Annotated in this window: 12 protein-coding genes; all 12 read left to right on the top strand. The window is 43.5% G+C overall.

Annotated elements, in window-relative coordinates:
* The first annotated feature begins 7 nt into the window (after positions 1-7).
* Positions 8-1672 carry a RagB/SusD family nutrient uptake outer membrane protein gene (locus ABZR88_RS14850; protein ID WP_107826583.1) on the top strand — a complete coding sequence of 555 codons (1665 nt, stop codon included), beginning with the start codon at positions 8-10 and terminating at the stop codon, positions 1670-1672.
* 142 nt (positions 1673-1814) lie between these two features.
* A complete protein-coding gene (locus ABZR88_RS14845) occupies positions 1815-3032 on the top strand; it encodes an acyltransferase family protein (RefSeq protein WP_245916966.1) in 1218 nt (405 codons plus the stop codon).
* 38 nt (positions 3033-3070) lie between these two features.
* On the top strand, positions 3071-4702 hold the full coding sequence (locus tag ABZR88_RS14840) for a sodium/sugar symporter (RefSeq protein ID WP_107826584.1): 1632 nt from the start codon (positions 3071-3073) through the stop codon (positions 4700-4702).
* Between the two features lies 1 nt (position 4703).
* Positions 4704-6908, top strand: coding sequence for an alpha-N-acetylglucosaminidase (locus ABZR88_RS14835; protein WP_107826585.1), 2205 nt, complete (start codon positions 4704-4706; stop codon positions 6906-6908).
* Positions 6909-7115: 207 nt separating this feature from the next.
* Positions 7116-7823, top strand: a complete 708-nt coding sequence (aqpZ, locus tag ABZR88_RS14830) for an aquaporin Z (RefSeq protein ID WP_107826586.1) — start codon at positions 7116-7118, stop codon at positions 7821-7823.
* 912 nt (positions 7824-8735) lie between these two features.
* Positions 8736-9074: a winged helix-turn-helix domain-containing protein gene (locus ABZR88_RS14825; protein WP_107826588.1), complete on the top strand. Its 339-nt coding sequence runs from the start codon at positions 8736-8738 to the stop codon at positions 9072-9074.
* Positions 9075-9344: 270 nt separating this feature from the next.
* The gene (locus ABZR88_RS14820) at positions 9345-11558 is read left to right on the top strand and encodes a TonB-dependent receptor (RefSeq protein ID WP_107826589.1); all 2214 of its coding nucleotides are present in this window, start codon (positions 9345-9347) and stop codon (positions 11556-11558) included.
* An 85-nt stretch (positions 11559-11643) separates the two neighbouring features.
* Positions 11644-14991, top strand: a complete 3348-nt coding sequence (locus ABZR88_RS14815; RefSeq protein WP_107826590.1) for an FAD-dependent oxidoreductase — start codon at positions 11644-11646, stop codon at positions 14989-14991.
* Positions 14992-15137: 146 nt separating this feature from the next.
* A complete protein-coding gene (locus ABZR88_RS14810) occupies positions 15138-16367 on the top strand; it encodes a hypothetical protein (protein ID WP_107826591.1) in 1230 nt (409 codons plus the stop codon).
* 220 nt (positions 16368-16587) lie between these two features.
* On the top strand, positions 16588-17907 hold the full coding sequence (locus tag ABZR88_RS14805) for a trehalase family glycosidase (protein ID WP_107826592.1): 1320 nt from the start codon (positions 16588-16590) through the stop codon (positions 17905-17907).
* An 88-nt stretch (positions 17908-17995) separates the two neighbouring features.
* Positions 17996-21025 carry a glycoside hydrolase family 2 TIM barrel-domain containing protein gene (locus ABZR88_RS14800; protein ID WP_107826593.1) on the top strand — a complete coding sequence of 1010 codons (3030 nt, stop codon included), beginning with the start codon at positions 17996-17998 and terminating at the stop codon, positions 21023-21025.
* A 61-nt stretch (positions 21026-21086) separates the two neighbouring features.
* Complete coding sequence (locus tag ABZR88_RS14795) at positions 21087-24002, top strand: glycosyl hydrolase 115 family protein (protein WP_107827098.1); 2916 nt, start codon at positions 21087-21089, stop codon at positions 24000-24002.
* Positions 24003-24228: the final 226 nt, after the last annotated feature.

Below are 24228 nucleotides of genomic sequence, written 5' to 3'. Positions count from 1 at the left end.
GAAGTACATGAAAACGATATTTTCAGGAATAGCAGGTTTGTTTTTTGCAGCCTTAATATTCTCATCATGCCACAAACTGGATGTGCCCATCACATCCGAATTGACGTCGCAGTCCTTCCCAACTACTGCAGCGCAGTATAACGCTGCGTCGGGAGCAATGTATATTGCTTTAAGGAATGACTATGCAACGTCTTACTTTTTTACCCAAAGCTGCTCTACCGACGAGGCTGTTTTGCCAAGCTTTGGTCCAAACTGGGTAGACGGTAACAAGTACGTTGAATTACACCGCCACACCTGGACTAAAGACAACGCCTGGGTAAACTCTACCTGGACTTACTTTGCCAACATTATTGGTACAGTAAACCAAACTATATCCATTTTTAAAGGTGCACCTGCAAGTGCCAGTAAAACAACCAGTATAGCAGAGTTGAGAACTGTACGTGCATTGGCTTACTTCTGGATGATGGATAACTATGGTAATGTACCGCTGGATACGCTGTATGGTGCAACCGATCTAAAAACCAATACCCCGCGTGCCCAGGTTTTTAGCTATGTGGAAAGCGAGTTGAAAACCGCCATCCCTAGCCTGAAAACTAATGTGGACGGAACCACCTACGGCCAAGTTACTGTAAACCTGGCGTATGCTATTTTGGCTAAAATGTACCTGAATGCCCAGGTTTATACCGGCACGCAGCGTAATGACGATTGTATAACTTATTGCGATAAAATCATCAGCTCTAATGCCTACAGTCTTGAGCCAATGTCAACCTATCTGCAGCAGTTTTATCCAACTAACGGTCCGAGCGCCAAGGAGTTCATCTTCGCTATACCTTTTGATGCTACAACAAGCAGCGGTAACATGTTTTTTGCCCGTTATGATTTGAACCGTAACCTGGGTATCAAATATCGTTACTCTGGTTCTACCGCTGGTGGTTATACAGATCCGGTAATGAACCAAAGCACTGGCAACGGTTTGTCTAACATACAGCCAAGCGGTCCGCGTATGACGACCGATGAGTTTTATGCCAACTTTAACGATCCGAATGACGTGCGTAACAAACAATGGCTAACCGGTGCACAAACCTGGGATGATGGTAGCCCAATTATGGTAGCTACCACCAAAAAAGGTTATGACCAGTTCTATACCGGTACAGATGCTTCTTATGTTTACGCTTTGAATCTTACCCCGCTGGGTCACACCTCACGTAATGGCGCTACTTCTTTTGATTTGGGTAACGATGAAATTGCCTGGAACATCGGCTATCGTAACATTAAGTTCTTAGCTGATTATACCAACACCATCAGCAGAAACCAGAGCAATGATATGCCGATTTTCCGCTACTCTGATATCATCCTGATGAAAGCTGAAGCAATTTTCCGTGGCGGTACGCCTACACTGGGTGCAACAGCATTATCATTGGTTAACCAGTTGAGAGCTAACCGTACCACATCTGCGGCGCTTACCTCACTTACACTTGATGCTATCTATGCAGAACGCAGCAGAGAGTTTGCCTGGGAGTGCTGGCACCGTAATGATATGATTCGCTTCGGTAAATATGAAAACACCTGGGGCTTAGGTAAAACAAACACAGATACTTATCGTCGTTTGTTCCCAATCCCAACTGTAGCTTTCCAGACCAATGCTAAACTGGTGCAAAACACCGGCTATTAACACAATAAACTAAACAGCTAAAACCTCCGGCCTTAATTGCCGGAGGTTTTTTTAGGAACTTACATTTCTGCAAACGCCTGCACGCCTCTCATTTTAGGGTTAGTTATGCAGTATATTACATCGCCCTGAAACATTGAATATTGTGAAAACAACTCCCCCCAATACCCCTTCAAAACCGGGCAGATTAGTATCGCTGGATGCCTTGCGTGGTTTTGACATGTTTTGGATTGTAAGCGGCGAAGAGATATTTCATGGCTTTGCCGATGTGGTGCAGCAAAAGTATCATTTGTACCGTAACCCGACCAACTGGCAGCTAGCTACCGATGGCCGACTATCGTTTCTGGAACGCATGGCTGTGGGCATGAGCAATCAGCTGCATCATACCGTTTGGAACGGTTTTACTTTCTACGATCTTATTTTTCCGCTCTTTATCTTTATTGCAGGCATCTCTATGCCTTTCTCCTACAACCGCGGTTTGGATACCGAAATGACCGGGCAGCTTAACAAAAGCCGAAGCCGTTACTTTCAGTTGATCCGAAGAACCGTGTTGCTGCTATTGCTTGGCATGGTGGTTAACGGTGCGCTTAGTTTTGCCGGGTATGAGCATACACGCTTTGCCAGTGTGCTGGGGCGCATAGCGCTGTCGTGTTTTTTTGCGGCGGTTATTTATCTTAACTTTAATCTACGCGGACAGATCATTTGGTTTGTTTCGATATTGCTGGGATACTGGGCGCTGATGGCGTTGGTACCCGTGCCAGGGCACGGCGCAGGTGTTTTAACACCCGATGGTAACCTGGCAGCATTTATAGATCAGCATTTATTACCGGGCAAGCTACACCGTAAGGTGTATGACCCGGAAGGACTATTATCAACCATACCGGCAATTTGTTCGGCTTTACTGGGCGTTTTTACCGGTAGTTTTTTGTTACCCGGCAGGGTGGGCCTGCGGCCGGTACAGAAAATGCTGGCTTTGTTTGGCGCCGGTTTGGTACTGGTGCTGTTGGGCCTGTTGTGGAACATTTCGTTCCCTATTAATAAAAACATGTGGACAAGCTCGTTCACGCTTTATGCCGGTGGCTGGAGCATGTTGCTGTTTGCCGCATTTTATGGTATTATTGACGTGGCTGGCTTTAAGGCCTGGTGCCGCCCGTTTGTATGGATAGGGGTAAACTCCATCCTGATTTATATGGCCGCGCATGGATTGGTTAACTTCCTCTCCACGTCGCAATTTGTATTAGACGGAGCCATTAAGGGGATCGATCCTATCTGGCACCGCAGTATTTTATGGACAGGCGTACTGCTTATCCAACTGTTGCTGCTGCGTTTTTTGTATCAGCGAAAAATATTTCTTAAACTGTAACCAATTATACTCAAACCAAATATTTATAAACCCTATTGATGAGCAGTCAGTTACATACCGCAGATTATATTGTATTCTTCGTTTACTTTATCATTGTAGCCAGTTACGGCTATTATATCTATCATAAAAAGAAAACCCAGAGCCTGGATGCCAAAGAGTATTTCCTGGCCGAAGGCTCTTTAACCTGGTGGGCTATCGGTGCCTCGCTTATTGCCTCTAATATCTCTGCCGAGCACTTTATCGGCATGTCTGGCTCCGGTTTTGCGCTGGGATTGGCCATATCATCATACGAGTGGATGTCTGCCGCTACGCTTATTTTGGTGGCGGTGTTCATCATCCCGGTGTATCTCAAAAACAAGATCTTTACCATGCCGCAGTTTCTTTCCAAGCGGTATAACGATAAGGTGAGCACCATTATGGCCGTTTTTTGGCTGTTGGTGTACGTGTTTGTAAATCTAACTTCTATTATTTACCTGGGCGCGCTGGCTATTTCGTCCATATCGCCTATCAGTTTTGAATGGAGCATTGTTGGCCTGTGTGTGTTCTCTATGATTGTAACATTGGGCGGCATGAAGGTAATTGGCTATACCGATGTGATCCAGGTGCTGGTACTGATTATTGGTGGCTTGGTAACTACCTATCTGGCACTTAAGCTGCTGTCGCACTATTACGGTTTTGGTGATCATATTTTGAAAGCCCTGCCAATGCTGCGCAAAGAAGCACCAGAGCATTTCCACATGATCTTTGGTCCGAAAGACAAATACTACCAGGATTTGCCTGGCGGAGCAGTAATTGTAGGTGGTATGCTGGTTAATAACCTGGCTTACTGGGGTTGTAATCAATACATTGTACAACGTGCCCTGGGTGCCGATCTGCCTACTGCCCGTAAGGGGATTTTGTTTGCGGCCTTCTTAAAATTAATGGTGCCGTTAATTGCGGTGTTGCCAGGTATTATTATGTATGTGCTGCACAGTAAAGGCATGTATGTAAATGAGATGAGTGTGAACGGTGTAGTAAAGCCAGATCATGCCTATCCAACCTTGATCAACCTGCTGCCAACCGGCTTGAAAGGCGTTGCCTTTGCTGCGCTGACGGCGGCCATTGTGGCATCGCTGGCGGGCAAGGCTAATAGTATCAGTACTATTTTCTCGCTGGATATTTATCAGAAATTCATCAATAAAAACGTAAGCGAAAAGAAGCTGGTGATTGTTGGTCGCTTTGCTGTGGTGGTGGCTATGGTTATCGCGGCTGTAGTAACGCCATCATTGCGCTCGCTTGATCAGGCTTATCAGTTTATACAGGAGTACGTTGGCTTTATATCGCCGGGGGTACTGGCTATTTTCTTGTTGGGCTTTTACTGGAAACGTACTACTTCTGCAGCTGCATTAACCGGCGCAGTAATTACTATTCCGTTCTCTACTGTGCTTAAGTTTTTACCGACCTGGACCCACGGATCATTTCCAGATATCCCGTTCCTGCACCGTATGTCCATTGATTTTGTGGTGATTGTGATCCTGATGGTCATCATCAGCCTGGCCGCGCCTAAAAAGGAGAATGATCCGCATAAGATTGAGGTTGATACCGGCATGTTCCGCGTGAGCAACAGTTTCGCCATCTGCTCGGTGATTATTATGGGCGTATTGGCGGCGCTTTATACAGTATTCTGGTAGGATGAAAAGAGGATTATTGACATTTGGCCTGGCCTTAGCTACGCTGATGGCCCAGGCTCAATCGGTTAAAGAGGAGTCGGCCGCGTTGATTAAGCGGCTGCTGCCGGGTTACACGCACTCTTTTACTGTAGAAACTATTGCGGCGCCCGGCGGGAGCGATCGTTTTGAGGTAGAAAGCCGTAACAGCAAGATTATTCTGCGCGGTAACAATGGCGTTTCCGTGGCATCGGCCCTATATTATTATTTAACCAACTATGCCCATTGCCAGGTTACCTGGAACGGCACCAACCTGCATCTGCCGGCAAAGCTGCCCATGGTGCCGCGCAAGGTAGTGAAAGACACGCCTTATAAGCTCCGTTACTACCTTAACTATTGTACGTTTAACTACAGCATGAGCTGGTGGGATTGGTCGCGCTGGGAAAAGGAGATTGATTGGATGGCCCTGCACGGCATTAATATGCCCCTGGCCATCACCGGCGAAGAATATACCTGGTACCAAGTGTACAAAGATTTGGGTTTTACCGATAATGAGCTGAAAGGCTTTTTTAGCGGCCCGGCCTATTTCTCATGGTTCTGGATGGGCAATCTGGATGGTTGGGGTGGCCCGCTGCCGCAGCACTGGATGGAAAGTCATTTTGAACTGCAAAAAAAGATTCTGGCCCGCGAGCGTGCCCTGGGCATGAAGCCCGTGCTGCCGGCCTTTACCGGGCACGTACCTGCCGCCTTTAAAGAGAAGTTTCCACAAGCCAAACTAAAGGCCACCAACTGGAAAAATGGGTTTGCCGATACGTATATCCTCAACTCGGAAGACCCGATGTTTGCGCGTTTGGGCAAACTCTTTCTGCAAAAGCAAACGCAGCTGATGGGCACCGATCATTATTACTCTGCCGATACGTTTAACGAAAACGAACCGCCGTCTGACGAGCCGGAATATTTGAGTAAACTGAGTGCCCGCGTGTATGATGGCATGCATCAGGTTGATACGGCTGCCGTTTGGGTGATGCAGGGCTGGCTGTTTTTTAGCGACCGCCAGTTTTGGCGCGAGCCGCAAACCGAAGCGCTGCTAAAGGCAGTACCCGATAATAAGATGCTTATTCTTGACCTGGTGACAGAAGTTGAACCTGTATGGAAACGTACCAGGGCCTTTTATGGAAAACCCTGGATATGGAATATGCTGAACAACTTTGGCGGCAACTCCAATTTGTTTGGCCGGATGCAGGAAGCGGCTCAAGGGCCTGCATTGGCCATGAAAGATCCAAACCGGGGCAAAATGACCGGCATCGGTCTAACCATGGAAGCCATTGAGCAGAACCCGGTATTATACGAGTTGCTGACCGACAATACCTGGCGCCATGAACCCATTAACCTGAATGAATGGTTACCCCAATACATCCGTAACCGCTACGGAAAGTCTAATACAGATGCGCTGAAGGCCTGGGAAATACTGCGCAAAACCGTGTACACTGTTCCGGCTGATAAGTACGTGCGCGACGGAGCGGAATCCATCCTGCAGGCCCGGCCTACGCTGGATACTTTTACCCGTTGGACGGCCACTAAATCAAACTACCGGGCACAAGATCTATTACCGGCTTGGCAAGGGCTCATCAAAGCGGCCCAGGATCTGAAAAACAGCGATGGCTACCAGTTTGACGTGGTAGATGTTACCCGGCAGGTGCTGGCTAATTATGCACTCACCGTGCAACGCAAATGGGTTGACGCCTATCGTCAGAAAAATCAGGCTGATTTTAAGAAATACACCACCCAGTTCATCACCTTGATGGACGATCTGGACGTACTGCTGGCTACCCGTAAAGACTTTATGTTGGGCCCATGGATTGCCACCGCCCGCAACTGCGGCATACCCCCGCAAGAGAAACATTTATACGAGCAAAACGCCAAAGACTTGATTACCCTCTGGGGCGATAAAGATTGCCCGCTGCATGAGTACGCCTGCCGCCAATGGAGCGGCCTGATCAGCGATTTTTATAAGCCACGCTGGCAGCAGTATTTTGCGCAGTTATCTGCAGATATGCAGGGTAAAAAAACGTTTGATGCAGATGCCTTTGACAAACAAATTAAAAATTGGGAGTGGCAATGGGTAAATGCCCGTAAAGATTATCCGTTGACGCCGCAAGGCAACAGTGTAGATAAAGCCAAGCAGATCTACGCTAAGTATTGGCCGGTAATTACATTAGCTATCAAGTAAACCGACATCAGGAATAAACGCATCTTTGATTGCGTGCTAAAAAGCCTCCAGGTATAATGCCTGGAGGCTTTTTAATTTTGGCTGCAGGGCGAGTAACTGGGATGTCAGCAGATATTGGTAATGATATAGCAATGGTTTTTAAACATAATTGATTTATATTTAATTAATTATAACCGCATTTCCTTTTAACCTTAATTATCTCAGTTTATGGAAACCAAGACTATTACCAAATTCTCGGCCGAGTTGCTCGGTACGCTTGTACTTGTTTTGATGGGTTGTGGCAGCGCTGTAATTGCGGGTGCAAATGGCACCAGTGGTGTGGGGCTTTTAGGTATTTCGTTTGCGTTCGGGCTTTCGGTTGTGGCAATGGCTTATGCTATTGGCCATATATCGGGGTGCCATATTAATCCCGCCATTTCTATAGGCATGGTGGTAGCCGGCCGCATGAAAGCCGGCGAAGCAATAATTTATATCATAGCGCAGGTATTAGGCGCATTGGCAGGTGCAGCCATTTTGCTGGTTATTGCCAGCGGTAAAGCGGGTTACAGTGTGGCTACTCACGGCTTAGGGCAAAATGGTTTTGAAGCAGCATCGCCGCAAGGCTACAGCATGATGGCCGGTTTTGTTGCCGAAACCATATTTACATTTATTTTCCTGCTCGTCATCTTTGGTTCTACCTCTACTAAAAATATACATGGCGGTTTTGCCGGGCTCTCTATCGGTTTGAGTTTGGTGCTCATCCATATTGTGGGCATCCCGGTAACCGGAGTATCTGTAAATCCGGCACGGAGCATTGGTCCGGCGCTTTTAGTGGGTGGTACGGCTGTTTCACAGCTTTGGTTATTTATTGTTGCACCTGTGCTGGGCAGTATTTTAAGCGCGGTGGTTTGGCGTTTTGTGTTGGAAAGAGAATAATTGTTTATAGTTACCAAATAACAAAAGCCTCTAGATACTTCAATTTAGAGGCTTTTGTTATTTAGATCAATTATTTAAAGATTTTAACTGTGCAAAAGCTGTGCTACACAAATAATTGTTCAAAAGATTGTATCACACTCAGAAATAAGGTATTTAGAACATCTTACATCAATCTGGCATTTGAGAATAACTTATTGATACTAAACCCAAAAAGGCAGACTGTCAAAAATCTCAGCTAATGTTTATTAGGCCTCGCATACTTTTTATGTTGCTCTATGAATTCTTTCGCATCGCTTAGGTTTTTTGGATATGGCGTGTAATTGTTGTATTTGCCTTTAACTAATTCACTCTTCCCCACTTGATAAATATGTTGGTATGTAAATCCATTATCAATAAGGAAATTAACCAATTGCCATCCTTTTAAATCATTCTTTTTGGGTGGCCTGAAACGATGAGGTAATAGCTTCATTGGCTTCCTGCATTGTGGACATAAGAACACTTTTTCAGGATCAAAGCAAGTTTCTCTGTTCAGACAGAACCTACACGATAAACATACTTTTTTGTGTCCCATAGTCTAATTTTATGTGCCAAAATGTAAAAGCACTCAAAGTTAACTAATGAAAATAAAAAGGCCCATTGTCGAATACACAATGGGCCTAAATTCTTTCGCAACTTGCGATCTCTTGCGAAGCGGGGATCACGAGCGAAGGGCTGAATGGCTTTCTGCTATTTTAGTAATAGTTAAGGACGTAATGAAAGGTAAGTAGTAGAATTTGTTTGTACGTAAATTAATATTTTAAAATTAAGGTGTGTTGTTATAGAATGCTAATTGTGTCGCCCTTACTTATAGTCAGTTTCAATTGAAATTTAATTCGATCAAGAATTAACGGAGTATTGTAACTTTATTATTCGATGAAGGAAATAACATTCAAATTAAACGGACGAATATGGATGGAGATTGATGGCGAGCAAATGCTTGGGCCGGGCAGGGTTGAACTGTTGGAAAGGATACAGGCCTCTGGTTCTCTTCGCCAAGCGGCTATTCAGATGAAAATGTCTTATAAACAAGCCTGGGATATCATTAACCACTTGAACTCGCAGCTTGATGCCCCGGTAGTAATTTCTCACAGAGGCGGAAAGGGAGGAGGTACGGCAGTAGTAACTGATCAGGGGATTCAACTAATTCAAGAATTTCATTGTCTTCAACAAAAATTTCATGATTTTTTGATTGAAAACAGCAAGAATGTTTAATTTTTGGTCTGTTTTGGTGGTTTTCTATGTGGTAAATGTATCTATTTGGAATATATTGTTAAGTATTTAGGGTTTTTGTATTTAAATTTTGATATTTTTTATAAAATATTTGATTTGAATTTTTAAGTAAAGTTATTTTTGGTTGTGTTTATTTATGTTTTCTTAAAAAATTAAGTAAATGTTTAAATCATTCCAATTTCATTAATAAAACATCTGTGTTTTTCTATAGTTTAGCGTTATATATAGAAAAGTATAACGAAAATCATAGAAATGAATCGAAATCTACTATCGCTATCTGTTTTTTTATTAAATGCGTCATGTTTTATTGGTCTTCGTGCAGGTGCCCAATCCAGGCCTGTAAGGTCTAAAAAGGGGATTCGTGATACCACGATCCGGTTGGATAGTGTGACCGTAAAGGAAAATAAATCCAGACATCTGCCCGATGTTCAGGGTACTTATCTTTTTGCTGGCAAAAAGACCTATTCGCTAACGCCGGATGCCGGCAAGGCTAATCTCTCCAGCAGTAACATCCGGCAAATCTTTGCAACTATACCAGGTGTAAACGTATGGGAATTGAGCGGCAACGGGTTTCAAATGAATATCGGCAGCAGGGGCACCGATACGCATCGCTCTAACGAAACCAATGTTCGCCAGAACGGCTATATCACCAATTCAGATATTTTCGGGTATCCCGAAGATCATTACACCCCTCAATATGATGCCGTTGAGCAGATCCAGATTGTGAGAGGTGCAGCGGCCCTGCAGTTTGGCAGCCAGTTTGGCGGGATGGTAAACTATAAGATTAAAGAAGGCGATACCAGTAAGGTACTCAGTATACAAAGCGAACAATCTGCAGGCTCTAATAACTATTTCAATTCGTTTAATGCCGTTGGCGGTAAGAGCGGAAAGTGGAGCTACTATGCCTATTTTGCCAGTCGCACCGGTAATGGATGGCGCAAGGATGCCGACTTTAGCGGCCAATGGTATTATGCTAATCTGAAATACCAGTTCAACAGCAAGGGCAGTATTGCCCTGCAATTCTCAAGGGTAAACTTTTTTGAACACGATGCCGGTGGTTTAACCGACGCACAGTTTAATGCCGACCCGCAGCAGGCCACACGTACCCGCAACTATTTCGATCCGGAGATTAATATACCCGCGCTGCTCTTTAATTATCAGTTGGCTAGCCATACAAAACTGGAGGTAGCATCGCACGGTATCATTGGTCAGCGCAACAGTGTGCAGTATTTGAATAATCCAAACGTTGCCGATACGGTTAATAAAAAGCTTAACACCTTTAATCCGCGACAGGTAGATCGTGATTATTATTATGGCTTTACCACCGAGGCCCGCTTGCTGACCAGCTACCAGATAGGTGACCTAACCAGCACCTTTACTTCAGGACTTCGCTATTTTACTGAGCGGACAAATCGCAAGCAAAAAGCCACAGGCACCACCGGTTCTGATTATGACTTAACGGTTTTAATTCCTTACGGGATCGACCTCCAATTACGGTCGCTCAATTATGCCGCATTTGCCGAGAATCTTTTCCAGATCACCCCGAAGTTTTCATTTACGCCCGGGTTTCGTTACGAGATCATTAATACCAATCTTGATGGGGTAATCAACAGTGCAAAAACGCATGTTTCTTATGAAAATAAACGTCATTTTCCGCTATTCGGGGCAGGCCTGCAATATCAGCTAACAAATAGCAGTCAGTTTTATGGTAATATTTCGCAGGCTTATAAGCCTTTTACCTACGCCAACATCATACCCGGAAATGACCTGGCGGTAGTTGACCCGAACCTGAAGGATAGCCGGGGCTATAATATTGATCTGGGCTATCGGGGAAATGTTGGTAATATTTTTAATTATGACTTTGATCTTTACTACGTATACTATGGCGACAGGGTTGGTAACCTGACCGAAACCAACTCTGCTAACCAGACATACATTTACACCACCAATATAGGTAACGGGGTGGCAAAGGGCGCAGAGCTATACACCCAGGTATCTTTGTGGCGAGCCTTCGATCCGGCTTCAGTTCAAGATATCCGCGTATTTAATTCGTTCAGCTATAATCATGCTCGCTATACCAGCGGTACTTTGAGCAGCGGCACAACCAACATCAGTTTGAAGGGCAATTATTTGGAAGGTACGCCAGCGTATATTAACCGGACAGGTTTAACCTATTTAAATGGTCATGTAAGCACCACCTTACAGCTCAGCTATGTAAGTGAGTACTATACCGATGCAAATAACACGGTATCTAATCCAACGGGACTGAGCGGTATTGTGCCGGCCTATCACGTATTCGACTGGTCGTTTAACTATAACTTCCTCAAGAACTATCACATTTTTGGCAGTATCAATAACGTGCTGAACGCCAAATATTTCACCAGACGCATCACCATTCTGCCAGGGCCGGGCATCTTACCGTCAGATGGCAGAACATTCAATGTCGGTTTTGGGGTTAAGTTATAAGAGTACAACCGTACGATAAGCAGGAATTGCAAGGTTAGCACTTATTTATAGGTGCTAACCCATTAAAACATTAAGCCAGAATAGTTTGAAAAAGACAGCAGCAAACCACACATTCTTATCCACTTGCCTGCTTTGCAAAATAGGCTGTGGCATTAAGGTAGACAAAAGGCATGATGGTAAAATAACGATTACCGGAAATCCGGATAGCCCGGTCAGTAAGGGTTATCTCTGTCCGCTTGGAAAAGATATTGCCGGCCTGTTAACTCCATCACCGGCTAATGTCACACCGCAAATGCGTTACAACAGGAACTACCCGCTAACAACGGTAACCAGTGACGAAGCGATGTTCAGGTTTGCCTCGGTGATCAAATCATTGATAAACCGATATGGAGCTGATACATTTTCTGTTTCCCTGTCTGACAGAAGTTTGGTGGAAGAAAGGCATCTGGTCAATAAATTGAGATCTCAACTCGGTATTGGGCAAGCGCCTGCACCTGCTTATTTTGATGCTGCCGCACTTAGTTATCAAGTAGCTTTGGGCGAAAGCACCCCGCCATTTAAAGAAGATGATCTTGAAACGGCAGATTGCTTTGTGATTGCGTCATCAGACCTTTCTATTTATCACGCTCCGCTATGGGAGCGTATTAAAGCCATTAAATCGCTTAAACCCATAACTAAACTCATTTACATAGGCACACAGCAAAATGAAATTAGTGCCCTGGCAGATATTCATCTGCAAATATTTCCGGGTACAGAGATGATGCTGAATGCTGCAATAGCGCGTGCGCTTTTTGAATTGGAGCTTCCCGACGAAATTCATGACGCTCCGGAAGAGCTGGCTGCATTAAAGGAATATGCGATGTACAGAACAATTGCAGAAGGGGCGAAATTATGCGGGGTGACTGAGGCCGATATTCATCATGTGGCTGCCTGCTTCATCACAGCCAAAAACATAATCAGTATTTTAGGTAAGGGGTTAGGTTTTGGCGGCTATAATATGGAGCGTAACCTGAGTTTTATCAATCTTCATTTACTTACGGGCCACGCCAAAAAAAAAGGGTCGGGGTTATTGATTATTGATGATATCGGTTTAGGTCTTGAAAAGACGGGGGCTGCGGAATACAAAAAGCTGTTGCTTGCCTATAAGAATCACCTGGATACATTTATTTATGATACCGGCCTGGATCATCTTAATTACACCTATCCGCCTGCTTTCAGTTCGTCCCGGTTTATTAGGGAGTTAAAGGAAAACGCACCGAAGGTTATCTGGATGGTACAACCTGATGCAGTGTACAGCGCAGCGGACGAAGAGATCATCATAACAGCAATGCAAAATGCCAGGTTTGTTGTTCTTCAAAACGTAGCCGACAATTCTCCTTTTATTAAATATGCCGATGTTATACTCCCGGCAGCTTCATGGTATGAAAAAGAAGGAACGTATATGTCTCCGTCAAATGTTTTGTCGGCTGTTGCAAAGCTAACCGGTTCGGCGGGCGGAAGCAAAACAGATATTGAATTGATTACCATGTTAGCTGATAAACTCGGGCTTAAAAACTTCCGCTACAATAGCACTGCCGAAATTTTTAATGAATATAATAAGAGCGTTAAACGGGCAAAAAAGGTAGAAAAGCTCAATTCGGCCACAAAGACGAAAAAAATTTATAGCAACATCAACGCTTTGGGGGCCGAATGGCTGTCAGGGCAAAAGCAGCAAATACAGGTATCCATCAATTACGATTGTTATTTTAATACGACTGCCCCAAAGCAAAAACTAGAAGAATATTCTTTTGCTTATATAACCGCTGCCGATGCTAAGCGGTACCAGATAAGGCAGGATGATATTATAGAAGTCTTTAATTCTAAACATACGCTGCTGGCCAAGGTTAGCATTAATGAACAGGTTAAGAATGGGGTGATCAGTCTTCCTTTGCATTTGGCTAAAGATTTTGTTTTCCCCGAAGCAGAGCGCCGGCAATCGCTCTTGGTTTGTAATGCTCCCGCTATTGCTTTTCCAACATGCGCTGTTCAGGTAAGAAAACATCAAAAGCCTAAGCAAAAGGTACTGATTATTGGAGCAGGGTCAGGCGCGCTGGCTTTTATAAAGAAGTACCGCGAGTATAACGTGGATGATGAGATCACCGTTTTCAGCAAGGAGCCATTGCCCTTTTATAACCGGGTTTTACTGCCTGAATATATTGCCGGCGAGGCCTGGGGTAAACTGGTTACACTGCCGGAAACGGAAGAAGAAGAATTTGGGTTTACCATGCATAAGGGGGTAAGCGTTGAATACATAAACCGAGAGCGCAAATACGTTATTGACTCTAATCACCAGGAGCATACGTATGATCTTTTAGTGCTGGGCATGGGGAGCCGTGCATTTGTTCCACCCAATGTTCCCAACAATTGTGCGGGTATTTATACTATCCGCTCTAAAAATGATGTGGATCGTTTAATGTTCCAGATTAAGCCAAGCGATAAGGTAGTGGTGGTTGGCGCAGGCTTGGTGAGTTTGGAGGTAGCCGGTGCGTTAGAAGAGATAGGTGCGCACGTTACCATAGTTGTTCGCGGTTCTAAGTTGATGGACAGACAATTGGATGTGCTGGCGAGCGAACTGCTTACAGAACAACTTCGGGACAGGAACATCGATATTTATTTTGAGGATGAAATAAAGGAATTTATTGGCGCAGAAAAAATCAGTGCGGTGTTTCTGAAAAGCCATCGCACAATACCATGTGATGCGCTTATTTACGGTGTTGGCACAGTGCCAAATATAGAATTGGCAAAAAGCTGCGGTCTGGATTGTAAACGCGGCGTTTTGGTAAATGATGTGATGCAAACGTCAGACCCATCTGTTTTTGCTGTTGGAGAAATTGTGGAGTGGCAATCGCAAATGTTTGGTATTGTTGCAGCTGCAGAACAGCATGCCAATGTTGCGGCCGCCTTTTTAAATGGGGATGCCACCCAGGTATACAATGGCACCTTGAGTGCCAATATTCTTAAAGTGCCCGGTACTAACGTATGCTCTATCGGGCTAACCCAGGCACCTCCGGATGATGCCGAATACCAGGAAATTGTTTTTGTAGATAAAAAATATCATTTCTATAAGAAATGCATCATTCATAAAGATCGTTTAGTGGGCGCCATATTGATAGGCGACAAGAGCGAGATCATGGATTTCAAAGACTGGATGGCCAATGACCTGCCATTGGGCGAAAAAAGGGATAAGATATTTCGCGGAGAAGGTAAAGTATCTGAACCCGTTAAGGGAGCGTTGGTGTGTTCCTGTAACAGTGTGGGCGAAGGGAACCTGATTGACAAAATTAAGAGCGGTTGCACCGCCTTTGCAGATCTTTGTAAAAACACCGGAGCAGGTACGGGCTGTGGCAGCTGCAGGCCCCAAGTAAAAACGATACTGGAAAGAGCGTTGGTTTGATTAGTAAAAAGCATAGAACATGTATCCCGGCTCACTCTAATTTCAATTTTAATTAAAATGGTGACAAAGAGAAATTCGCAGTATCCGCATATAAGCAATTAAATACCTATTAAGAATTATGCCAACGCTACATTATCTTTGGCGTAATGAATAAAAAGGCTTTGCTTAATGAAATTGTTCAATGCTGTGAAACGAGGTTTGACCGTGGAAGTGCACAGTATTGGCGTCAAAGCGATTTCAATGAATTAAGTAAGGAGATACAGCGGGAAACCAAAGTAAGCATCAGTTTAAGTACGCTTAAACGGATATTCGGTAAAACTGCGATGGATGATGATTATGTGCCTCAGCAAGCCACTATAGAAGCATTAAAAAGTTATGGTAAATATGTTGCTGCAGTAAAACAACCTCCAATTATCAGTGGAAATAAAATAACACAATCTCGATATTCCCGAGGGCTGTTGGTAATAGGCTTATGTATTTTTGTTTTAATTATTGGATTACTCATCTGGCAGGTATTTAAACCAGCAAATAACAAGATGGCCAGTATTAAACTTGAACGTATGGAAGGCATTTTGCCTGCCACCGCTTTTTTTGATATTAGATCAAGCGATACAAGTGACAGTCTTTTTGTAGATTTTGGCGACAGATCTCCTATTATATACATTAAACCGGGGCAGAAGCGCTGCACACATATTTATTTGTTTCCGGGCATATTTGACGTAGTTCTTCAAACGCGAAAAGAGATGCTCAATACCGTCAAAACTTATGTTCATTCAGACAGATGGATTGGCATGGGTTTTCATCGTCAGCGTGATCTGCAGAATCACTACTATGAGTTTCCAGCTGTAAAAGTTGGTAAGGATAGTTTGTTTCATATCAGCAATGTTCAATTGCAAAAAGTTGGGTTGGATACTACCACATCAAATTTTACCCGCCTATGCAATTTTACTTCAGTAGGGGCAGGTGCTGATGATTTTATATTTGAAACCTCAGTTAAAAATAATTTATTAGAAAAAGGCATATATTGCCATAGCGTTCAGTTCAATATACACGGCCAAAACGGATCCATACGCTTTCAATTGGTCAACCCAGGCTGTAGTTCTCATGTCTGGAATATCATTAGCGAGCAAACTTATCAAGGCGCAGAAAATAATCTTTCACAATTTGTTATTGATCTGGAAAGATGGAATACCTTGCGACTTGTTAATCGTAAAAAGCATGTAGTTCTATCGGTTAACGGTAAGCAAATTTACGCGGGTTCTTATCAAAAATCACTGGGCGAACTTAAGGGCCTTTCCGTTGAATTTGAAGGTACCGGGTTTGTAAAAAGTTGTACCCTGACAACCATCGACGGAAAACCTCTCTATCGTTTTTAAAACCTAAATTTGCATCTTGTTAATCCTCAGTTGTTTATAAGGTTCATAATTATGAACGGTTTTTGGACGGCTTTTGAATAGCCGGTTTTAAATTGAATTACTGTCTTTTATATAGCTTAGTGAACTAATCATTATTTTTTGTTGAGTCACGATCATTTTATCCTTAACGGAAAGATGTTGGCCCAACTAAAAAGCATATTGGTATGCTAACCTTTAAAGTATGAGATTCGGTATTTTCAAAACCTATTGCTTTGCATTTTTTTTAATCGTTATTCCGGGCTTTAAACTAATCGCCCAATCTAGAATCACTTCAGATAGTATCGGAAGCTGGCAGCAACTCGATAACGTTGCTTCGCTTTCAGGAAAGTCCGAATGGAGACCGATGCTGACCTATGTAGCTAAACTGCATAAATTAAGTACCCATGCTGCAATCTGGCCATTTGATTATGAATGGGAGGGAATAGGTCCTGGCTATGTTTATGGAGAAGCTTTTGGCCATTGGGATATTGTTCATATCGTTTTAGACGAGATACCATCCTTTCCACAACATGCATTACACCAGCTTTTCAATGACATAAAAAATCAGGAACCGTCAGGATTAATACCCGGGTCGATCTACATGCCCGGAGGTATATCGAAAAGAGATAGTGTACATTGGGATAAGACAACAGCGGGACATCCGCCCTTGTGGCCCATAGCAGTTCAGGATTACATTGATCATACCGGGAACCGGAGTATCATCAAAAGTTTTTATCCGGCATTAATAAAACAAATAGCCTGGTTTGAAAAAAACAGAAAAGCCGGGAAAGAAGGTTTTTTTTATAATGACATCCTGCTAAAAAAATGGGAAAGCGGAGTTGATGAAGGTGTACGTTTTGACGATGTTAAGAAAGGCCCTCTGGCGTGTGTTGATGCTACATCGCATGTGTATAATTTGTATAAAATAGCTGCGCTATGGTCTGCGCAACTTGGATTGGATGATAACTGGTACAAAAAGCGCAGAGATGAACTAAAAACGTTTATACAAAATGATCTATATGTAAATGAGGATGGAATGTTCTATGATATCTGGGCCGTTAAGGACCCTTCTTTCCGTCACCTTGCCTTTGAAAGTATGTGGCCATTGGTAGTTGGTGCCGCTACTAAGGCCCAGGCTAACAGATATATTGATAAATATCTAATGAATCCCAACGTTTTTCTGACAGCTCACCCCATCGCAACTATAGGAAAAACAGATCCAAAGTTTGAAAAACGAATGTGGAGGGGGCCCGCCTGGAACAGCATGTCATACTGGGCGGCCATAGCCTGTTTGAATTACGGACGCAAAGACGGAGCAAAATTGATCCTGGAGAAAGCACTTGACGAAACAGCCAAACAATTTAAAAGAACGGGAACGATTTGGGAGTTTTATGATTCTTTGGGGGGTAATCCGGAAGATCTGAAAAGAAAGCCGCAGACTAAATACAATAGCCCGTCAAAAGATTACCTGGGCCATAATCCCTTGATCGCAATGGCTATTTTATATGATTCGATCAAGTAAATAGAACGGGGACAAGGCAGCTAAATTTAAACGATAGTTTAACTACTAAACTCAGTAACTAACAACCAACAAAACCTAAAATACATCAATGACAACAATAATTAAAAAGAAAACCACAATGCTAAAAACGGTTGGTATTTTTTCAATTCTGCTCTCCCTTTTAATGAGTAGTAATATAACCAATGCACAAGTATTAATACCCTCAAAGGGAACTGAAAAGATCATCTCACTTAATGGTATATGGAAATTTAAATATATAGCTTCTTCTAATATTGGAAATGACTCCTTGTTTTTTGACCCCAAAACTGATGTTAGCCATTGGGCGGGCATAAAAACACCCGGGCATTGGGAATTGCAAGGCTTCGCCGAACCTTTTTACGGAAATGAATTAAAAGAAGGAACAGGACTGTATCGCACAGCTTTTGCGGTGCCTTCCGCCTGGAATGGCCGCCCGATATACATTGCTTTTGATGGGGTCCAGTACGGATATACGCTGTGGGTGAACGGCAAGTACGCAGGAAGCTTCGCCAGTTCATTTAACAGGCAAACTTTTGATATTTCCCGTTTTGTAGAAGCCGGAAAATCTGCTACGCTTGCTGTAAGGGTTACCACACGTTCTAAAGGCTGGGAATTTGATACCAATGATTGCTGGTCGCTTTCGGGCATCATACGAGATGTCAATTTATTTAGCTTGCCTAAAACTCACATTAAAGACCTGACCGTTCAAACCAATGTTGGAAAGACCGACGCCACCCTTTCGGTATCGGCCCTAATAGAAAAGGTAACGGGTAACGCTTATCCTGCCAACATCAATGTTTCGGCTAAGCTGATCGATCCGGATGGTAAACTGGTAAAAACGTTTGCCCTTACCAAAGGTATCTCAGGAAATGATACGAGTGTTTTCGCTCAGCACATAAAACTGCAGGCCCCAAAACTTTGGACGGCTGAAACCCCAGATCTGTATACATTACATATTGAGTTAAAAAGCAGCAACGCAGTGCTTCAGCAATATGATCAAAAGGTTGGTATCCGTGAAGTAACGTGGAATGATGGTGTCCTCAAGCTGAACGGCCACCCTATTAAGTTGCGTGGTGTAGACCACCATGATCTTTCTCCGGTAAATGGACGGGCGATAACAGAGGCGGAAATGAAGCTGGATCTAAAGCTGATCCAGGAAGCCAATATTAACTTCATCAGAACATCTCATTATCCCCCACAACCAAGACTGATCGAATTGTGTGATTCGCTTGGCATATATGTAATGGAAGAAGTTCCCTTTGGATATGGTGATGAACATTTGAATGATGTAGCGTATCTACCTATTCTGAAACACCGGGCAAGGGCTACCGTATGGCGGGATAAGAATCATCCCTCGATCATCGTGTGGAGTGTAGGTAATGAAAATCCGCTTACCAAAATGTGTCTGGAAACAGGTGAATATGTAAAAGAACTCGACCCGACCCGGCCTCATTGCTTTCCTCAAAGGGGATCAACATTTAAAGACATTAGCAAGAAGCCCATTCCTGAATCGGTCGATATTTTGACACCCCATTATACCACACCATCTGATTTGCGCGAGTATTCCAACAAGTTTGACCGGCCGATGATCGTGACCGAATATGCACATGCTTTAGGACTTGATTTTGATAAGGTCGAATCACTTTGGGAGATCATGTATGCCAATCCAAAGTTGGCGGGAGGTGCTGTTTGGTGCTTTTTCGATCAAGGACTACTCCGAAAGTCGACGCAGAAAACAATTCCCGGAACGTTTACAACATCTGTTTGGAAAGACGCTGTTACGGTATATGATAATCATGGCAATCAAGGTGCTGACGGGCTTGTATACGCTAACCGTATCCCGCAGGTAGACTACTGGCAGGTGCGAAAAGTATATACCCCGGTTAAACCCATTGATGATACCTTACGTGTTTTACCAGGCAAGCAAACAGTGCAATTACATATCATTAATCGCTATGACTTTACCAATCTTTCGAAAATAGCAGGTAAGTGGACATTGTATGCGGATACTACCGCACTACAAACAGGCGGTTTAACCATGGCCTGTGCGCCACACGATACGCTGACTGCGAGCATAGCGCTCAATATTCCGCAGAATCTGAATGCCTCATATTTCTATCTGAAAGTACAATTTGCCGATAAGCACAATTATACATTTTATGAAAAGGTTTACCCGGTATTTATTCGCAATCAAGTAAACGTCATCGCTCAAAAACTTGCATCTGCATCGTCTAAACCTGTACTAGCTAACAATACAATTAGCTTTGGAAGCTTTCGTTTGGGATTGAATAGTCAAACGGGTCTGATTCAGCTAACTGACACGCAGGGTTCAACACTGATTGCTGAAGGGCCGTATAGCCGGGTGGGCCGAAAGGTAACCATGTCTGAACTGGCTACTGATAAAAAATCTTTACCCGACAACTATCCTACGGGAAATCCTCACCTGCTTACCAATCCGGTGGCAAAGATCGAAAGTATGGCCAATGACCAGATTGTGGTTCATTATACCTACGAACGGCAGGATCATAAGGGCCAGTTTATTGATGGTACAATAACGTATGATATAAGTGACAGCGGACGTATCGATGTGCATTACAATTTTATCCCTAAAGATGCCAAAGGTATCGCTCTTGAAGCTGGGCTATCGTTCCTGATACCTGCGTCATTTACCGAGTTTCATTGGGCGGGAAAAGGCCTGTATCCTGCTTTTCCAGGAAAGGACAGGCTTGATGAGTTTGGCCTCTATCACCTAAATAGTCGTGACATCAATTACCAGGGCAATCGCGAAGATGTAGATGTTGCAGTGCTGTCAAACTCCGATGGGAAAGGGATTGCGATCATAGCCGATAAAGCCAATATCGCTGTAGAAAACACAGCACAAGGTATTGTAATTAGTCACAACGCCTATGTTTCCGGTCGTTATAACAAGGGTAACGAACCTGAAAAGAGAGTGAACTTCGAAAACTTAAAAAAGATAGCAGGAAATTTTTCGATTGTACCTCTCAATGGCAACTGGCCGGAAACGCTTCGAAAACTTTTTGGTTCACCAACACAGGTAGTGACTCCCTTTAAACCTTTTTATAACAGCTATGATCAGTAAGAGATTAACCCAGTTTTAACATTTACAACTAAAGAAAAAGTAGTCTGCATAGATGAAATACATGCAACAAACCATCCTTTTAAAATCACTAAAGCGCTCGTTTTGGGTACTCGCCTTATTAGTGAGTGCCATGCAAACAAAGGGGGCGACAAAGTTTGATTTTGTAACTACCTCCAGCAAAGTATCCATACTTTATGCTTCTGATGATCTTAAACTTGATTCGATAATTGCTCATCTGTTATCCACGGATATAGAGTCTGTAACCGGTTATCGTCCGTTCGTTACCAATGATCTTGCTAGGGTAAAAGGAAATGTAATTTTTATTGGTACAGCAAAATCTCAATTGATACGAGCATTTGGCAGTAAACTCAATTTGACAGATCTAAAAGATAAATGGGAACAATATCAGATCACTACGATCAATCAGCCGTTTAAAAATATTGATCAAGCATTGGTTATTACCGGAAGCGACCCCAGAGGTACGGCATACGGTGTTTTCGATATCTCGAAACGTATCGGCGTAACACCCTGGAGTTGGTGGGCAGACGCAACACCCAATGTCCAAAAAACGCTTTCAATTGATATCAGTACTTTCAATTCACCCGCGCCATCTGTTAAATACCGTGGTATTTTTATTAACGACGAAGATTGGGGATTACAGCCGTGGGCTGCAAAAACTTTTGAGAAGGAAACCGGAGATATCGGCCCCAAAACCTATGCGAAGGTATTCGAATTATTACTTCGTTTGAAGGCGAACTTAATTTGGCCTGCCATGCATTACAGCACCCGCGCATTTTTTCACTATCCTGGGAATGTTAAGGTTGCCGATGACTACCAGATAGTCATCGGATCGAGCCATGCCGAACCAATGCTCCGCAACAATGTAGATGAATGGAACCAAAAAACGATGGGTGCGTTCAATTATCTTACGAACCAGCAAAAAATTGACGCATACTGGGAGTCGCGTGTTAAAGAGGCGGGGCCTAATAATCGAATTTATACGGTTGGAATGCGCGGGGTAAGCGATGGCCCGATCCAGGGCGTAAAAACTAAAGAAGAAACCGTTCCTCTACTTGAACGAATTTTTAGCAACCAGCGCAACATGTTAAAAAATCTCGTTAATCCAGACATAACGCAGGTTCCGCAGGCTTTTACGCCCTACAAAGAGGTGCTTGATTTATATGATGCCGGGCTCAAGGTGCCGGATGATGTTACACTGGTTTGGCCAGATGATAACTACGGCTATATACAACGCCTGAGCGACGAGAGAGAAAATACCAGATCAGGTGGTTCGGGGGTTTACTATCATATTTCCTATTATGGCAGACCGCATGATTACCAATGGCTTTGTTCCAGTAGCCCTGGACTAATGCGCGAAGAGATGACGAAGGCTTATGACATGAACGCCCGGAAAATATGGGTATTGAACGTAGGCGACATAAAACCAGACGAATATCAAACAGAGTTGTTTTTGGATATGGCTTATAACATTAAACCATTTTATGATAACTCTTATACCAAACAGCACCTCAGAAACTGGGTGAATTTCAATATCAGTGATCGGTATGCCTCGGATATTACAGATGTGTTATGGCGATTTTATGAACTGAGTTTTGAACGAAAGCCCGAGTTTATGGGGTGGAGCCAAACAGAGCCAAACACCCCCGTTCATTTAACAGATTATAACCACTATGCTTATGGCGATCAGGCACAACACAGGATCGATCTATATAACAAACTGGAGGGGGATACTAAAAAGATAAAAGCTAAGATCAGCCCGAGCCGGCAGGATGCATTTTATCAACTTGCATACTATCCGATCGTCGGGGCATCGTTAATGACGAAGAAGTTTCTTTACCGTGACAAAGCCTTCCTGTATGGAAGTGAAGGTCGAATCATCAGCAACTACTTTGCTTCACTATCTAAACAAGCCTATCAGGGCATTGTTGACGAAACAAACTATTATAACACAAAACTATCATCGGGCAAATGGGCACACATGATGAGTTTTGATCCCCGCAAACTTTCAGCCCTCATAGCTCCGGAACTTGACTTTAAAATAAATAAACGGGCCGAAAGCTGGGTGGCTATCCCCGAAGGCATAGTTGATACCGTGGCAACTTTAGCCCCTTTATCGTTGCCTAAATACGACAGACCCGGTGAACAACATTTTATTGATGTGTTTTTAACGGACAGTAAAATAGTGGATTATTCTGTGCATGTATCAGCCCCCTGGATCAAAGTTTCTAAAACTGGAGGGAAACTAACCCCTGCCGGCGGTGGTAGCCAGAATCGCTTATGGGTAACTATCAATTGGCAGGCCGTGCCAAAAGGCAAGCAAGCTAATGGAGAAATCATCATCCAAGCGGCAGGAAAGCAAACCAGCATTGCTGTGAGCGCCGGTAATAATCTTGCTCCATTAAAAAACTTTAATGGATTTATAGAGCACAACGGATATGTATCCATATATGCCAAGCATTTTCAAGATAGAAAGGACAATGGAACGGACCATTGGGGGAGGGTGAGCGGTCTCGGAGAAACCGATACTTTAATGGAAGCGCTCCCCATAACGATCAAAGCTTCTGTAAAAAAGGATCTTTCAGAAGAAGGTATCAGACAAAAGCCCTCTGTGTCTTATGATTTCTATACATTCCAGGCCGCACCAGCAGAATTTAAGTTCTTTACCTTACCCACTTTTGCGTTAAACCGGGATTTTGGTGTGCGCTATGCAGTTAGTGTTGATAACGGAACGCCCACCGTACTTGACTTCAAAACTTTTGGCCGCAGCGAAGAATGGAAACAGGCAGTTTTAAGCAATTCAATTATCCGTTCGCTAAAGCTATCATCGTTAAATTCAGGCAAGCATACTTTGCGAATATATATGATTGATCCGGGTGTGATTTTAGATAGGATAATAATCAATTTGGGAGGCCCTCAGCTATTTTACGGAATGTTGCCCGAAACACGCAATAATTAAGCGAGTTGGCCGAATGGTCTATAAGTATGCACTCTCCATCTATATTGGTTGATTAGTTTTTCTGCTGCTTTAGATAAAAGAGCAAGCTGAAATTAGTTTTCATGTTTTTAACATTAAAAAGTGAAACAAATTTAGCCTTGCAGGTACCAGAAATCAAGATGTTCAACTCATGAATGGGTTGTAGGTCAGAAGTTTATGAGTAATTCGGTGAGTCGTCCGCTCTTTA

Origin of the sequence: Mucilaginibacter yixingensis, from assembly GCF_041080815.1 — a bacterium.
GTDB lineage: Bacteria > Bacteroidota > Bacteroidia > Sphingobacteriales > Sphingobacteriaceae > Mucilaginibacter > Mucilaginibacter yixingensis.
Note: the sequence above shows the minus strand (reverse complement) of the source record. Positions and strands in the feature narration are given on the sequence as shown.